The organism is Campylobacter sp. 10_1_50 (assembly GCF_000238755.1).
In the GTDB taxonomy this organism is placed as follows: Bacteria; Campylobacterota; Campylobacteria; order Campylobacterales; family Campylobacteraceae; genus Campylobacter_A; species Campylobacter_A concisus_R.
In genome coordinates this window covers 549909-565071 of the sequence record NZ_JH414888.1, presented here as the reverse complement: position 1 = coordinate 565071, position 15163 = coordinate 549909, and the positions used below count along the sequence as shown (strand labels likewise).

Below are 15163 nucleotides of genomic sequence, written 5' to 3'. Positions count from 1 at the left end.
GCTCCTATTTTATAAGCTTGATAATTATCTCGTTTTTAATGTTAGTTATGTCGTTGTTGTCGCTAATTAACGCATATTTTGCATCGTTAGCTAAATTTATGGTGTAGTTAGTTTTTATCTCGTTTTCTCTTTTTAGATCGATTTGGTTTAAATTTTTATCATAGATTCTAACAAGTGGCACCCATTTGTTTGGCTCGTTTGAGATGATATTTAGGCTACTTGCACCTGCCACGTCGACGATATAGACGCCACCGCTTTTTACAAGTGGGGTCTCTTCATTAAAATTTGCTTTTGACGCATCAAGGCTCATATTTTTAGCATCCAAATAAAGCGCTAAATTTCCATCAAGCCTATCAAATCCCATGATCTTAAAGCCACTTCTACTAAGCGTAAAATTTAGTAAATTTGGATCTATGCCACCACTTTTTAGGGCTAAAGTCCCATAAGAAATTTCATTGCCATTTTTTAGAGAATTTACTCTTGCCACGCTTATGTTTGCATCTTCAAGAGCTAAATTTATCGATTTTACAAATAGCGCCGAGGGGACTTTTTGCGTGCTTATAAATTTTAAATTTAAACTATTTGAGCTAAATGAGAGAGCATCGTAGTTTGAGCTTTGCTTTAGCCTTGAGACTAGCTCGCCGACATTTAGCGAGCCGTTAATGTCTAAATTTTCTAAAGAAATTTGCAGATCTTTTCCACTGCTTAGTGCATTTGCACTGCTATTTAGATCAAAAGCGTATGAAAAAATGCTAAAAAGAAGAAATATGGCTAGTTTTTTTACCAAGATTTGCCCTTATTCATCTCGACAAACTCGTCATAAGTTAAAAATTTCATATCGCCATTTTCTACTAAAAATCTAGCTGGACGGCTTGGGTTATACTTTGTCACTTTATCGCCGATCTTAAGCTCGATGTTGCCATTCCCGCAAACGACTAGCTGTCTTTGGTCTAAATTTATATTGACACTTTTGCTTGTATCGCTTGATGTTTTTTGACCATTTTCAAGGTTGATGATGCCTATCCAAACGCGTTGTTTTGGCGTGATGACTGCCTCATTTAGTGGCTTTGTCACGTTTTGCTCTACTTTTGGAGCTGGCTGGGCTGCCATGCTAGGTTTTACAGCATTTTGCTCTATACTAGCAGGACTTACAGTCACGTTTTGCTCAGCTGGAGCTGAAATTTTCACGCTTGAAGCGTTTGCATCAATCTTTGGAGTGTTTTGAGAGATCGTTACGTTTGTGTCGATTATATTTTTCTTCACTTCATTGACGATGCTTGATTGCGAGTAGCTCACGCTTGTGTTGTCTTCATTTAAGCTTGCGATGAAATTTTGGACGTATTTGTAAGCGTCAAAGTAGTAAGCGCCGCCAGCGATGATAGCTAAAATGATAATCCAGAAGAAAAATCCAGCCCCGCCACCGCTATTTTGCCTTTGGATAGAGACATCTTCAGGCGTGTAAGAAGAAATTTTTGGGCTGACTTTTGTTTTTTTGCTCTCATCAGGCATGTTTTCTTGCATGAAAGCGTCGTATTCAGCGAGAAGTTCGCTAAGATCGACACCATACTCACGCTGTAAAATTTTGGCGTAGCCTCTCATATTTAAGCGTGATAATTTTTCAAAATTTTTGTCAAAAATGTATTGTAAAAATGTGGGTTCAATGTGCGTTTTACGCGAAATTTCCTTTATGCCTATCTCTTTTAAATTTTCTAGTTCATTCATCTATCATCCTATCACAAATTATCGCAAAGGCTGCACTTACATTTAGGGAGTCCCAGCCGTCTTTTAGCTTGATACCGACGCACTCATCGCACTTTGCTAGAGCTTTTTGCGGTATGCCTTCGCCCTCTGAGCCCATCACCAAAGCCCTTTTGCCAGCAAATTTCATCTCTTTTATATTTTTGCCATTGCTTGCCGTCGCGTAGAGCCTAAAACCACACTGTTTTAGCTCATTTAGCAGGCTAAGTCCATCTTCAAAGATCGCTATTGGTATCTCGTAAGCAGCACCGCTACTTGACCTTAAAACACCTTGCATATTTACACTTTTTGTAACGATGACAAGTCCTTCGCAGCCTAGAGCATAGGCGCTTCTAGCGATGGCGCCGATATTTCCGACGTCACTTATGCCATAAAGCACGGCGATGAAATTTAGCTTTTTGAGCTCGCTAATGTCTGAAAACTCAAACTCGCTAACGTTTGCTAAAAAGCCTTGATGGTTGCCGCCATGCGCCATCGACTGAGCTTTTTGATTATCCACGCGGATGATCTTCTTGCCAGTGCCACAAATTTTAGAAAAGAGTTTTTTATCACACTCTTTTGAGAGATAGATCTCTTCTAGGATCTGCGGGCGCTTGTTCAAAATATGTAAAAATAGCTGTTTTCCGTATATTATCATGGTTGCTTATGGTAGCTAAAGTCAAGTAAAATTTAACTTATTTTGCTTCTAAATTTGAGTGAATTTTTGAAACTTTTTGGAGAAATTTGAGCTTTTAAATTTATGATTTTATAAGCTCGTCGTAGATCTTTTTGACCTCTTCGCCAGTTATTTTGCTAAGCAGTTTTGCCTTTGCTTTTGGGGCGATATCAAGCGAGATGATCTCATCTTTTGTGATGTTTTGAGTGGCTATGTTAGCACTTTTTGAGATGACTACCGCCCACTCGCCGTTTAAATTTGCCTTTTCTAAAATTTGGGCTAAATTTTTGGCTCTATCCTTAAATTTAGTCTCAAATTTTTTGGTGGCCTCTTTTATGGCAAAAATTTCTCTCTCTGGTTCTAAATTTGCAACGCTTTGCACTAAGCTTAATATGCGTTTTGGGCTTTCATAGATCACAGCTGGATAGGCTAAGCTTAGAGCATTTTGTATGGCTAAAACCCTATCTCTGCCAGTATTTGGTAAAAATCCTAAGAAAACAAACTCTTTATCGCAAAGTCCGCTGGCGACTACGCTTAAAAGTGCAGCGTTTGCTCCGCTTAAAATTTCATATTTGATATCATTTTTTTGAGCGTATCTTACTAGGCTAACGCCTGGATCGCTTATGCCTGGCATGCCAGCATCGCTCATATAAGCTATATTTTTGCTCCAAATTTCATCACTTAAATTTGCAAAAAATTCATCTTCGTTGTGGGTGTGAAGCGGGATAAAATTTGAGATATTTATATCTGCGTCAAAGCGTTCGTTTAGTAGATTTACAAGGCTTTTGCAAACTCTTGTATCTTCGCAGATAGCTATCTCGCATTCACGCAAAATTTTGATCGCACGAAGCGAGATATCTTCTAAATTTCCTATTGGAGTAGGAACAAAGTAGAGCAAGGCTTATTTTTGAGCGTATTTTTTCTTAAATTTCTCAACACGGCCAGCGCTATCAACTATCTTTTCGCTGCCTGTGAAAAATGGGTGGCACTTGTCGCAAATGTCAATTCTGATTTCGCTTTTGTTTGACTTTGTCTTAAAAGTGTTGCCACACGCGCAAGTTACGGTGCAATCTACATACTCTGGATGGATCTCTTTTTTCATCATCTTTCCTTTATTATTTTGGGCTATTTGTTACCTTAAAAGTTGCTGATTATATAAAAACTAATCTAAAAATCAAATAAATCAGGCAAGAAATTTTGCCGCCACTGATATGACTGCGGTCTGTGATCTTAAGATATTTTTTGTATTTAGGCCGTAGATATTTTTAAATTTAGCCGTCTCATCCTCGCTAAATCCGCCCTCTGGACCAATTATCAAAATTTCATCATCTCTTTTTTCATTTAAATTTTTGCCACCAAAATTTATGGCCGAGATATTTTTATAAATGTTCATTAGCTCGTCTAAATTTTTGTAAATTTCAAACTCCATTAGCGACGTTCTCCCGCACTGCTCGCATGAAAGTGCATTTATGTAGTTTAGTTTTTCAAGGTCAATCTTGAAATTTGCTTGAGAAAATTTAGTATAGACAAAGGCGATCTTGCCAACGCCAAGCTCATTTAAAAATGGCAGCGCCTTTTCGATCGTCTTTGGATCAACGACCGCCCAAGCGATGGTAAAGTCAAATTTATGCTCGCAGTTTAGGCTGGCAAAAACAAGGCTTAAATTTGCACTTCTGCGCTCTATCTCATCGATCTCGTAGATATACTCTTTATCGTCGCGTAAATTTCTAACACTTATGCGCTCACCTACTTCAACCCTTCTAGCTTTTAGGTGTAAAAATGCCTCATTTACTATTTTCAGGCGCTCTTCGCCAGCGTTTTTATCATATAAAAATTTCATCTAAATCCCTGCAATGATGATCAAAATAATGTCGCAAATGCCTTTAACAAGGGCAAATTTCTTAAATTTTTCTAGCTCGCCAGCAATGGCATATCTCTTTAGCCTTTTGTATCCAACGGCGCTAAGTGCGATTAAGGCTATCAAGATAAGAAGCATTTTTATGGCGTTAAATTTTGGTTCGTAACTATAATATGCCCACAAAATAAGCCCAGTTAGCACCAAAAAGCTAAGCAGCATATGATAAATAGGCAAGAAATACCTTATGCGAAGCACGTAGTTTTTACTCCTCACTCCAAACTGAGTAAGCGCTAGATAAAGCGCCGCTAAAGCAAGTAGCGCATAAAAAAATGTCACGTGAAATGGCAAAGTATAAGCATAAAGCGAGCTTAAGTGTTCGTTCATTTCTTCTCTTTAGGAGGCTCGTTTTCTTCGACGACTGGCTCAGGTGGCAGCTGCTCGTCGATAGTTACATTTGCATCAGGCTGAGCTATCGTAACATCACTGGGGACTGGCTCACTAACGTCACTTTTGGCCTCTTCTTTATCTCCACATCCCAAAAATACGCCAGCTATAAGCAAAAAAGAGGTTATAAATTTTTTCATTAAACGTCCTTTGGATTTTCTATTTTTATCTTATTTATCATCTTTTCAAGTAAATTTTTATCTTCCCACTCGTCTATAATCGCCTCTGAAAATTTGATATCGCTAAGCCTTATCTCTCCCATTTGTGGGTTTATCGCGTCCTCTTTGAAGCACTGCGCATAGCCAGTGTCGGTCTCGTGCACGATGACACTATGAAGCTTCACCTCGCGCTCGCCGTTGTTCATCACGCTAAGTTCAAGCAGCCTTTCGATCATTACAAAAAATATACGGCAAAACTGCTCTGCGCTGGGATTTAGCGGGATCTCGATCCACCTTGCAGAGTGCTTTTTAAGGTCGTTTTTGTATTCGTCGCTATCACCTGAATACATGGTCGTAGCGTGATCAAAGCTATCGATGACCGTCTTTATGTTCTGCTTCATCAGCCCAAAGTCATAGACCATGCCAGCGTTATCAAGAAAATTTGAGCTAAGTAAAATTTCTGCCACGTAGCTATGACCGTGGATACTCGTCCTGCAGCGCTTTGAGCTACAAAATCTCACAATATGCGCATTTTCAAATCTAAAAAGTTTTCTAATAATCATCAAACACCCTCTTTGTCGCCCCAAAGCCTGATGTGGATACGCTCTGAGTAGTTAAATCCATGCTTTATGGCAAACTGCGCTGTTTTTAGAGCATTTTTGCTTAGCTCGTCCTCATTTGCGCCCATCGCCATGCACCAAACTGGCAAATTTGCTCTATTTTTTATATATAAAATTTCCTCCAGCTCGCTTTTATCAAAGTGCGAGAGGACAAATTTTAAAAAGCTGCTTTTAGCGTTATCTTTGATAGCTAAGATGGCATCTAAATTTATGCGTTTTTGCTCGCTAACTCCGCTATTTGCTAGCTTGATGCCAAGTGCAAAATGGCAATTTTTATAAATTTCAAATTTATCAAAATCAACCAAGATCGTGCCATTTGTCTCAAAATGCACCTCGTAATTTATAAGCAAATTTCTTACCAAATTTATGAAATTTTCATTTTCGTGCCAGATGAGTGGCTCGCCGCCTGTTAAAACGATGATCGGCTTTTGCTCTAAGCCTTTACAAAGCCCATCAACTAGGCTTAAAATTTCATCTGCGCTATATGTTTTGTGGTGAAAATGCCCCTTAAAAACGGCTCTTATGCTATCACATCCCAAAAGCTCTTCGCCTGTTTTTAAAGACCTTGTCTTTACGCCAAAGCCAGAGCAGTTTAGGTTGCAGCCCAAAAAGCGTAAAAAGACAGCGAGCCTGCCCTGATAAGCGCCCTCGCCTTGGATGCTTAAAAATGCTTCAACTAATTCTAGCTCTTTGCTCATCAACCACCAGTTTGGTAAAAGGCCCTTGAAGAGGTTTCGTTTTCAGCCCCTAGAGCCCATTTGTTCTCTTTTGGCTTGTTGGCTAGCACTTGCCTTAAGATCTCGCTTGCTGCGACGATATCGCCATTTGCAACTGCTTTTTTGATACTTAGTGCATCTTCAAAGTAAAGGCAAGGTATCAAAAGTCCTTCAGCACTTAGTCTGATGCGGTTGCAACTCTCGCAAAAGTCGTGTTTGTGAGGGTCAATAATGCCAAATTTATAGCCGTCATCAAGCCTATAAATAGACGCAGGTGCGTTTGGCAATTTTTCATCTTTTGTGACATTATATTTTTGCGAGATGATATTTAAAATTTCATCGCTTTTTAGCCCTTTTAGATCCTCTTTGGCGTGCGAATTCTCCATATATTCGATAAATCTGATCTGAGAGTTTCTAAATTTAGCAAACTCAAGCAAATTTACTAGCTCATCGTCGTTAAAGCCTTTTAGTGCGACCGTGTTTATCTTCACCTTTAGCCCAACATCAAGTGCTGCTTCAAAGCCAGCTAAAACCTCGTGTAAGACGCTCTTTTGAGCGATAAATTTAGCCTTTTGCTCATTTAGCGTATCAAGCGACATATTTATGCGCTTTAGACCAGCGTCTTTTAGCCTTTTGGCAAAGTGTGGCAGCATAAAGCCATTTGTCGTAAGCGCTAGATCGATGTCTGGCTTGTAATCGCTTATCATCTTTATAAAGACGTCCAGATCCTTGCGCACGAGTGGCTCGCCGCCTGTGATCCTGATCTTTTTCACACCCTCATCGATAGCTACTTTGACAAATAAAAATAGCTCTTCAAATGTCAGTAAATTTTCTTTTGGTGTCCAACTAAATGGCGTCGTAGGCATGCAATATCTACATCTAAAATTGCAGCGCTGCGTCACAGAAATTCTTAAATAATCAACAACCCGACCATATTTATCTATTAGCATAAAGCACCTTTTTTAAGCTTGGTTAGAGCTTTTTTAATTTTCAATTATATGTTAAAAGATTTAAATTTAAATAAAAATTTAAGCTAATTTTTGTAGTTTAAGAGTAGTTTTGTCTTTTAAAATTAGCCCAAATTTAGGCTAATTTATGAAATTTAAGCACAAACTCAACTCGCCCCATACCCACGTGAAGATCTTTAGCGATCATGGCTGCACTTTTGCCATCTTTAAACATCTTTAGGATCTGCTCTTCTTCGTTGATGACGCTTGGGGCAATTTTATTGATATCTCTTGTTCGCTCCTCAAGGTTAAACATCCTATCTTTTTGCTCGTTTGCAAAGTCATCTATTACTCGCTCGATGCTCTTTATAGCGCGGATTATCGGCACGATTTTTTCATTGATCTGCTCATTTATCTGCTCTTTTAGCTCGTCTTTTACATCTTTTAGCTGCTCGTCATCATCAGGCTTAAAGCTCGCCAGTGCGGCTAGCTGTTTTTTGAGATTATAGTTTTCTTGTATGGCGCTCTCTATGGCACGCTCATATCTTGTAAATTTCTTATTTGTCTCGCTATCTTTTATAAATATCAAAGCTATTATTATCGCTAAAACGATGCCAAAACCTAAAAAAATGTAAATTTCCATATTTTTCCTTTACGAATTCGCTCTAAGCTCTCTTATCATCACACGTTCTCTAGCCGTCACGTAAGCGTTCCAGTCGGCCTCGTCCTCTTCGTGCATGTTCTCTATCTTTGCTAGCCTCTCATCCTGCGCCCTTAGATAAAGGCTCAAATTTCTCTTTGGAAAGATAGGCATCATAATCCTTGCGTAGTAAATTTCATCTTTTGTAAATTTATCTTCGCTTATTTTTATGTGTGTAAAGCCGATCTCATCGATATCTGCGCTCTCTTTTAGTGGCAAGTATTGCTTGTGCTCATTTTTTATATAATCACTAAGCGCATCGATCTTTCTATGAAGCTCGATGACAAGCGTTAGCAAGACTTGGTCGCTCTCTTTGGTCTCGCCGCGTGATTTGGCTCGTTTTAGCCACGCTCCAAGCGCATCTTCGTCGCCTGGCAAGATAGAGTTAAATTCTCTTAAAAATTTCTCATCTCCACTTCTGTCACACTCATAAACCATGCTAAGAGGCGCTTTAAAAAGCCTTACTTCGCTCATAATACACTGATCCAAACAAAGATGAAAAATAAAATTCCCAAGTAGCCATTTAGCGTGAAAAACGCCCGATCTATCTTGCTAAAGTCACGCCTTACGATCCTATGCTCGAAAAATAATATCACGCCACTTACCACAATGCCAAAAAATGCCATCGCTCCAAGTCCAGCCGCCCAAGCAAAAAGTAGCCAAAGTATAAAAGCTAGAGCGTGAAAAATGGCTGATAAAAATAGTGTCGCCTTGTCGCCATAAATGGCTGGTATGCTAAAGAGCTTGTTCTCTTGGTCAAATTTAATATCTTGAAGCGAGTAAAGCAGGTCAAATCCAGCCACCCAAAATGTCACACCAAGGCAAAGTAGCACGCTCCAAAGCGGTATGGCAGCGCTTACTGCGACTACTCCAGCGATGGGGGCAAGTCCAAGACTAAGGCCTAGCACCAAGTGCGCTAGCTCGCTAAATCGCTTAAATAGCGAGTATCCGCCAAGCACGGCAAGTATGGGGAAGCTTAGCCAAAAGGCGAGCGAATTTACAAAATAAGCGCAGATGATAAAGATAAACGCGTTTGCTACGATAAAAAGCTGCATATTGCCCTTGCCGATGCGTCCATCTACGCTTGGACGGCTTGCGGTGCGTGGGTTTAGATTGTCGATATCCTCGTCTTGGTATCTGTTAAACGCCATGGCGAAATTTCTAGCGCTGACTGCGCAAAGAGTGCCTAAAATAAGCAGTTTAAAGCCAAACCAAGCCGAGCCATTTTCTATCTTGCTCGCAACTATCATCGCCACAAAGATAAATGGCAGGGCAAAAACCGAGTGCTTAAAAACGATGAGTTCTGCGATATCTTTTAGCTTTTTGATCATATAAATTTCCATCTTTTTAAAAAGTGTCTGATTTTACACCATTTTGCTTTAAATCTAAATTTATATTATCATTGCGAGAGTAATTTAAAATGAAGGGTTATGATGAGTAAAATAGCGATTATCGGAGATGGTTTTAGTGCGTTATTTACGGCGCTTGAGCTAGCTAAAAAGGGCGAAGAAATTTTAGTTATTAGTAGCCAAAAAGATGAGTTTGAAAGCGGAATTTTAACCCCATTTAACACCCCAGCGCTCGCAAGAGATGGAGCGATATCTAGCTCATTTTTGGGGCTAGTTAGTAAAAAAAGCGAGCTTGATATAGCGCTTTGCCTAAATGAAAATTTTAGAGCTTGGATGGCAAATTTCACGCTTAAATCAACAAAGGCTCATGATAAAAAGATGAGAGTTTTGTTTAAAAAATTTGGACAAAAGAGCTTTGAAATTTTAAAAGAGCTAAGCGAAAAATATCCACAGATAAAATTTGATGAGAGTGGCGTTTATCTCGTTTTTAGCGAGGATGGGAGCTTTAAAAAGAGGCTTGATGAGATGAAAGTCGCTGATAGCGAGCAAGAAATTTTAAGCGTGGATAGTGAGCTAGCAAATTTTGGTCTGATAAATAAAAACATAAAAGGGGCGCTAAATTTAGCTAAAAACGCAAGCATCGACGCAGGTGAGCTAAAAAAAGCGCTTGTTAGCGAGCTAAATGAGCTTGGTGTTCAGTTTATAAATGATGAAATTTATGAGCTAAAAACGCAGGGGCAAGCCGTGCAAAAGGCTGTTGGCAGGGACGATGAATACGAGGCTGATAGCTTTGTCGTGGCTAGTAGAAATTTGGAGCTTTCAAGCAAGCTTGGGACAAATTTAAGCGCCATTTTGGCTAAATTTTACACGATCGATCTTGTGCTAAGCGAGAGTCAGATCCCTAAAAAGCCGATCATTTTAAATGATATGTTTGCCAAAATTTATCCAACCAAAAATGGCGTCACGATCATCACAAATTTACAAGTGGGCGCGATCGATACGCTTGTAAAAACAGAAAAGATCAATGCATTTTTAAACGAGCTAAAAAGACACCTTGGCATAAGCGAGCTAAAAGAGCCTAGTTTTAGGGCAAATTTCGTCCTTCTTAGCTCAAACGACAAGCCAGCGATCGGACGAGATGAGACATATCAAAATTTACTCTACAACCAAGCGTACGGGCTAAACGAACTAAGCTTTGCACCGCACTTTGCAGGCGTTTTGGCTGATCTTATAAAAGAGGGCAAAAGCAACGAGCAAAGTGATGAAATTTTGCTATTTAGCTCATTTTACGAGGGCTAAGTTTGTTTGGCGAGCTAGCATTAATTGGCACCACGGCAAGCGGCAAGAGCGATCTAGCCTTTGAGCTGGCAAAGGAGCTTGGTGGCGTCATCTTAAGCCTTGACTCGCTTGCGCTTTACAAAGAGATAGATATCGCCAGCGCAAAGCCAAAGCCCTGGCAGCTGGGGGCTGTGAGGCACTTTGGGGTGAATGAAATTTACCCTGATGAGGAATTTAGCGTTGGGGCATTTTTTGAAATTTACAAAAACGCAAAGGAATTTGCGCGCTCACAAGAGTGCCTGCTCATCATCACGGGAGGCAGTGGCTTTTATCTAAAGGCGATGCTTAGCGGTCTTGCGCCAGACGTGCCAAAATGCGAGATAAATTTAAGCAACGAAGAAATTTACGAGCTAGCTTTACAAAATGACCCCGAGTTTGCAAGTAAATTTAGCCAAAACGACTCTTATCGCCTCGAAAAATGGTATCAAATTTATAAATTTAGCGGCCAAATCCCAAGCATCTGGCTAAAGCAAAATACCAAAGAGAGCGTCATAAAAGAGCTTGCGATATTTGAAATTTTGTGGGATAAAGATGAGCTTAGAGCTCGCATCGCAAAGCGGACGAAAAATATGCTAGATGAGGGCTTGATAGATGAGGCGAAGTTTTTATTTGACAAGTATAAAAGCGAGCCAAAGCCACTAAAATCAATAGGTCTAAAAGAGTGCAAGCAGTTTTTGGAGGGTGAAATTTCAAAAAGCGAGCTAGAAACGCTTATCTCCACGCACACAGCCCAGCTTGCCAAGCGTCAGAGAACCTTTAACCGATCGCAGTTTGAGAAGAAATTTGTGGGTGATTTGACGCAGACTAGAAGTGAAATTTTGAAATTTTTAAAGGCTAAATTTGAGCTTGGCTAAATTCAGATTGTCTAGGTGGTAAATTTAATTTAGTAGAGGCGAACAGCTCCAAAAGAAGCCGTTCGATAAATTTATATAGGCATTACCCTGATTTTTGGGCTTAGGCTCTCTTGCAAGACATTTTCTATCGCATAAAGCGTGCCAGTCGAGCCGCTTGAACAGCCAGAGCAAGCGCCAAGATAGCGGATATAAACGTCGATATTTTCGCCGTTATCGTTTCTGATGTCTATGATCTCTAAATTTCCGCCATCCATCATAAGCATCGGGCGGATCTCTTTATCGATGATCGACTCGATCGCTTTTAGCTGGCCAACCATCGTCATGCTCTCAAAGCTAACGTCGCTTAGGGTGTTGTTTGCCTGAGCATTTGCCTGAGCTTCTAGCCTCTCTTGCTCCATCTCAGCCCTAGTATCGCGCAAGATATCAACCAAATAGTAGTCTTTTTTCTCGTGTCCGCCAGGTCTAACGCATGATTTGCAAAATGCGCCAGCCTTGGTGTATTGCGTGATCTCCTCAACCGTGTGAAGGTCATTTAGTCTTATCACCTCTTTGATCGTGCCAAGGCTCACTCTAGCGCACTCGCAAACGATGATCTCATCTTCAAAGTGCTCTGGGTCTATGCCCTTGTAGCTTGCAGCAGCTGCCTTGATAACGTCATATGCCATAACCGAGCAGTGCATCTTTTGAGGTGGCACAGCTGGAGTGTCTGGGTTGTCACGCATAGCTCTTTCGACATCGAGGTTTGTGATCTTAACTGCCTCATCGACTGTTTTGCCGATGCAAAGCTCAGCCATCGTATCAGAGCTAGCTATCGCCGTGCCACAGCCAAAGCTTTTAAATTTAGCGTCTATTATCTTGTCAGTTTTCTCATCAACGAGCCAGTAGAGCCTGACCGCATCGCCGCAGCTCTCTGCGCCAAAGTCAGCGATGATAAGTTTTGCGTTTGCTTTTTTGGCGTCCTCTTCGGTTAATTCACCCATGAATTTAGGATTATTCATCCTGTCTTGCACTACCTTTGAGTATTCATCCCAGATAGAGCCACCGATTAAGTTATTTTTTGCCATGTTTTTCCTTTAAATTTTTATAATCCACTCTTATGCCACTCTGGGGCGTATGCAAATGTGCTTGAGATGCCTCTTAGCCTATTTACAGCCTTTGTTATCTGCTCGATCGCATAGTCGATCTCTTCTTCTGTGTTAAACCTTGAAAGAGATAGTCTAAGTGCGGTGTGGGCTAGCTCTTTGTCAGCGCCGATCGCCTCCATGATAGGATTGCTCTCTAGCGTCTCACTCGCACAGGCAGAGCCAGTAGAAGCTGCTATGCCAGCTCTATTTAGATCCCAAAGCATCGCCTCGCCCTCGACGCCTTTGATAGAAGCTAGGATGGTGTTTGGCACGCGCTGCTCTTTTTTGCCAACTATACTAACGTCAGGAATTTGTAGTAGCGCGTCTTCAAGTTTGTCACGCAAACGACGAACATGTGAGTGCTCGTAATCCATAAATTTATTTGCTAGTTCAAGCGCCTTGCCCATGCCAACGATGCCCGGTACATCAAGTGTGCCGCTTCTGCGTCCGCCCATGTGCTCGCCGCCGTGAAGCAAGCTGCTTAGTGGCATGCTATTTTTTATAAATAACGCTCCAACGCCCTTTGGTCCGTGAAATTTATGCGCTGAAAAGCTTAAAAAATCAACGTCTAGGTCTTGAACGTCTATCTTTATCTTGCCGACTGCTTGCACGGCGTCAGTGTGAAATAATGCGCCGTATTCGTGGGCAACTTTGGCAAGCTCTTTTATAGGAAAGATCATGCCAGTTTCGTTGTTTGCGCTCATTATGGCGACAAGCGCGACGTTTTCGTCCATTACGGCTCTTAGCTGGTCTGGAGTGACGATGCCGTCGCTATTTACGTCTAAAACCGTAAGATCCACGCCATATTTTTCTAGAAATTTACAAGTTGCCAAAATGGCTGGATGCTCGACTGCGGTTGTGATGATGCGTTTTTTCTCGCCAGTTGCGATCTTGTCGAAGTAGATGCCTTTTACAACCCAGTTGTTGCTCTCGGTTGCGCATGAGGTAACGACGATATCATCGCTATCTTTTGCATTTAGTCCGGCGTAGAGCTGATCTAGCGCTGTTCTTAGTGCTGGGTGGGTTTCTGAGCCAAATTTGTGAAGTGAGTTTGGATTGCCGTATTTTTCGCAAAAAAACGGCTTCATAAGTTCAAAAGCTTCTGGATCAACCATCGTTGTGGCGTTATTGTCTAAATATACTCTCAAATTTAAAACCTTAATTCGGATAAAAAATATCCCTTTTATTTTTGATGGGATATTATAACAAAAAAGTTAAAAGCAAGTTTAAAAAAATGCTTTAGTTTTTTCAATATTTGGCTCATTTTGATAGTAAAAAATATTGAAATTCTTTATCAATATTTGGCAGATACGACATTTGCGAAATTTCGCCTAAAAAAGCCTATTTTACTCTTAATATTAATTCTTTTTTTAAGGATTGATTATTATAAAGTAAAATTATTAATATGCTGGATATAAAATGCAAAATAAAAACATAAAAACAAACTTTGATTGCTTTTATAAAAAGATATATATTTTAAAATTTATTTTTAGAATATTTTTGTAATGTCACACGTTTTTGCTAAAATCGCCCCTTTTAATTTACCTAAAAGGGAGAAAATGAAGAGATATTTAGCCGAGTTTTTTGGCACATTTTGGTTAGTTTTTGGAGGTTGCGGTAGTGCGATATTTGCAGCAGCTTTTCCAGAGCTTGGTATTGGATTTGTAGGCGTTGCGTTTGCTTTTGGTCTTACGGTTCTTACGATGGCTTAAGCAGTTGGTCACATCAGTGGCGGACACTTCAACCCTGCTGTCTCAGTTGGCTTGCTAGTTGGCGGAAGATTTGACAAAAAAGATCTAGTGCCTTACGTCATCGCACAAGTTATCGGAGCGATCGCAGCTGCTGCTGTGCTATATCTTATCGCTTCAGGCAAGGCCGGATTTGACGCTACTGCAAGCGGTTTTGCTAGCAACGGATACGGCGAGCACTCACCAAATGGTTACAGTCTAGTCTCAGCACTTGTTGCAGAGATAGTTCTAACTGCGTTTTTCCTTATCATCATCCTAGGTGCTACTGATGAGCGTGCTCCAAAGGGCTTTGCACCGATCGCTATTGGCCTTGGTTTGACGCTGATCCACCTTATCTCGATACCTATCACAAACACATCGGTTAATCCAGCTCGCTCAACCGGTGTCGCGATATTTCAAGGCACTTGGGCACTAGAGCAGCTTTGGCTTTTCTGGGTTGCACCTATCGTTGGAGCGATCATCGGAGCTATTATTTATAGGATTTTAGGCTGCACATGCGGCTGCAAAAGCGCGAAATAATCAAATTTTATACTTCAAGGGGCGATCTTCGCCCTTTCTACTTCTAAAAATTTAAATAAGTAAAAAGAAATTTATAATGTATTTTGAGGGGGTCATCTAAGAAATTTAATTCTTAGATGAAAAGAGGTTTTAGGCCTTTTTTGTCATCGCCCTAATAGGTATAACAAATATCGCTGCAACTAGGTAAAAAACGATACCAAAAACAGCTGCCATCATAAATATCTCGCCGATATCATAAAAGCTTGACTCAAGCCTAATGGTATCCACGTAATTTATCGCAAACCATAATGCTACGCCAAGAGCGATAGCAAAAACAAAAAATCCCCAAGAAAATAAGAAATTTAAAATCTTAGTCATCAACTTTTCTCCTTTTTG

19 protein-coding genes and 1 pseudogene are annotated in these 15163 nt (G+C 40.4%); 3 read left to right on the top strand and 17 right to left on the bottom strand.

Translation table 11 applies throughout. The features are described from left to right. Window positions 1–4: 4 nt before the first annotated feature. From HMPREF1019_RS07115 to mqnP, 14 genes are all read right to left on the bottom strand, one after another. Entirely contained in the window at window positions 5–787 is a 783-nt protein-coding gene (locus HMPREF1019_RS07115; RefSeq protein WP_009295026.1) for a hypothetical protein, read from the bottom strand. Further along, window positions 781–1722 carry a hypothetical protein gene (locus HMPREF1019_RS07110; protein ID WP_009295024.1) on the bottom strand — a complete coding sequence of 314 codons (942 nt, stop codon included), beginning with the start codon at window positions 1720–1722 and terminating at the stop codon, window positions 781–783. The genes HMPREF1019_RS07115 and HMPREF1019_RS07110 overlap by 7 nt, the downstream gene beginning before the upstream one ends. Then, the gene (gene rlmB / locus HMPREF1019_RS07105) at window positions 1715–2395 is read right to left on the bottom strand and encodes a 23S rRNA (guanosine(2251)-2'-O)-methyltransferase RlmB (RefSeq protein ID WP_009295022.1); all 681 of its coding nucleotides are present in this window, start codon (window positions 2393–2395) and stop codon (window positions 1715–1717) included. The genes HMPREF1019_RS07110 and rlmB overlap by 8 nt, the downstream gene beginning before the upstream one ends. Window positions 2396–2495: 100 nt before the next feature. Next, window positions 2496–3311 carry a 16S rRNA (cytidine(1402)-2'-O)-methyltransferase gene (gene rsmI, locus HMPREF1019_RS07100; protein WP_009295020.1) on the bottom strand — a complete coding sequence of 272 codons (816 nt, stop codon included), beginning with the start codon at window positions 3309–3311 and terminating at the stop codon, window positions 2496–2498. 3 nt (window positions 3312–3314) lie between these two features. Further along, window positions 3315–3515, bottom strand: coding sequence for a 50S ribosomal protein L31 (gene rpmE, locus HMPREF1019_RS07095; RefSeq protein WP_009295018.1), 201 nt, complete (start codon window positions 3513–3515; stop codon window positions 3315–3317). 81 nt (window positions 3516–3596) lie between these two features. After that, the gene (locus HMPREF1019_RS07090) at window positions 3597–4253 is read right to left on the bottom strand and encodes a 16S rRNA (uracil(1498)-N(3))-methyltransferase (protein WP_009295016.1); all 657 of its coding nucleotides are present in this window, start codon (window positions 4251–4253) and stop codon (window positions 3597–3599) included. After that, a complete protein-coding gene (locus HMPREF1019_RS07085) occupies window positions 4254–4655 on the bottom strand; it encodes a hypothetical protein (RefSeq protein ID WP_009295014.1) in 402 nt (133 codons plus the stop codon). Further along, window positions 4652–4855 (bottom strand): hypothetical protein, encoded by a 204-nt coding sequence (locus HMPREF1019_RS07080; protein ID WP_009295012.1) that lies wholly within the window; start codon window positions 4853–4855, stop codon window positions 4652–4654. Before HMPREF1019_RS07080 ends, HMPREF1019_RS07085 begins: the two co-directional genes overlap by 4 nt. After that, entirely contained in the window at window positions 4855–5436 is a 582-nt protein-coding gene (locus HMPREF1019_RS07075) for a 6-pyruvoyl trahydropterin synthase family protein (RefSeq protein WP_009295011.1), read from the bottom strand. Before HMPREF1019_RS07075 ends, HMPREF1019_RS07080 begins: the two co-directional genes overlap by 1 nt. Beyond that, window positions 5436–6191 carry a 7-carboxy-7-deazaguanine synthase QueE gene (locus tag HMPREF1019_RS07070; RefSeq protein WP_009295010.1) on the bottom strand — a complete coding sequence of 252 codons (756 nt, stop codon included), beginning with the start codon at window positions 6189–6191 and terminating at the stop codon, window positions 5436–5438. Before HMPREF1019_RS07070 ends, HMPREF1019_RS07075 begins: the two co-directional genes overlap by 1 nt. After that, window positions 6191–7159 carry a GTP 3',8-cyclase MoaA gene (gene moaA, locus HMPREF1019_RS07065; protein WP_009295009.1) on the bottom strand — a complete coding sequence of 323 codons (969 nt, stop codon included), beginning with the start codon at window positions 7157–7159 and terminating at the stop codon, window positions 6191–6193. Before moaA ends, HMPREF1019_RS07070 begins: the two co-directional genes overlap by 1 nt. A gap of 133 nt (window positions 7160–7292) precedes the next feature. Continuing rightward, window positions 7293–7799 carry a DUF6115 domain-containing protein gene (locus tag HMPREF1019_RS07060; protein ID WP_004318037.1) on the bottom strand — a complete coding sequence of 169 codons (507 nt, stop codon included), beginning with the start codon at window positions 7797–7799 and terminating at the stop codon, window positions 7293–7295. A 9-nt stretch (window positions 7800–7808) separates the two neighbouring features. After that, complete coding sequence (locus HMPREF1019_RS07055) at window positions 7809–8330, bottom strand: hypothetical protein (protein WP_009295008.1); 522 nt, start codon at window positions 8328–8330, stop codon at window positions 7809–7811. Next, on the bottom strand, window positions 8327–9187 hold the full coding sequence (gene mqnP, locus HMPREF1019_RS07050) for a menaquinone biosynthesis prenyltransferase MqnP (RefSeq protein ID WP_009295007.1): 861 nt from the start codon (window positions 9185–9187) through the stop codon (window positions 8327–8329). The genes HMPREF1019_RS07055 and mqnP overlap by 4 nt, the downstream gene beginning before the upstream one ends. A 102-nt stretch (window positions 9188–9289) precedes the next feature. On the opposite strand from mqnP, the gene HMPREF1019_RS07045 reads away from it, so the two are divergent. Continuing rightward, entirely contained in the window at window positions 9290–10504 is a 1215-nt protein-coding gene (locus HMPREF1019_RS07045) for an NAD(P)/FAD-dependent oxidoreductase (protein ID WP_009295006.1), read from the top strand. Between the two features lie 2 nt (window positions 10505–10506). After that, the gene (miaA, locus tag HMPREF1019_RS07040) at window positions 10507–11397 is read left to right on the top strand and encodes a tRNA (adenosine(37)-N6)-dimethylallyltransferase MiaA (RefSeq protein ID WP_009295005.1); all 891 of its coding nucleotides are present in this window, start codon (window positions 10507–10509) and stop codon (window positions 11395–11397) included. 71 nt (window positions 11398–11468) lie between these two features. Here the strand turns inward: miaA and HMPREF1019_RS07035 are convergent, their stop codons facing one another. Together HMPREF1019_RS07035 and HMPREF1019_RS07030 are read right to left on the bottom strand one after the other, a co-directional pair. Then, window positions 11469–12461, bottom strand: coding sequence for an iron-sulfur cluster assembly scaffold protein NifU (locus tag HMPREF1019_RS07035; RefSeq protein WP_004318029.1), 993 nt, complete (start codon window positions 12459–12461; stop codon window positions 11469–11471). A gap of 17 nt (window positions 12462–12478) precedes the next feature. Beyond that, the gene (locus HMPREF1019_RS07030; RefSeq protein WP_009295004.1) at window positions 12479–13669 is read right to left on the bottom strand and encodes a NifS family cysteine desulfurase; all 1191 of its coding nucleotides are present in this window, start codon (window positions 13667–13669) and stop codon (window positions 12479–12481) included. Between the two features lie 357 nt (window positions 13670–14026). On the opposite strand from HMPREF1019_RS07030, the pseudogene aqpZ reads away from it, so the two are divergent. Then, window positions 14027–14788, top strand: a pseudogene (aqpZ, locus tag HMPREF1019_RS07025) (aquaporin Z). A 129-nt stretch (window positions 14789–14917) separates the two neighbouring features. Here the strand turns inward: aqpZ and HMPREF1019_RS07020 are convergent. Beyond that, window positions 14918–15145 (bottom strand): hypothetical protein, encoded by a 228-nt coding sequence (locus tag HMPREF1019_RS07020; RefSeq protein WP_009295001.1) that lies wholly within the window; start codon window positions 15143–15145, stop codon window positions 14918–14920. Window positions 15146–15163: the final 18 nt, after the last annotated feature.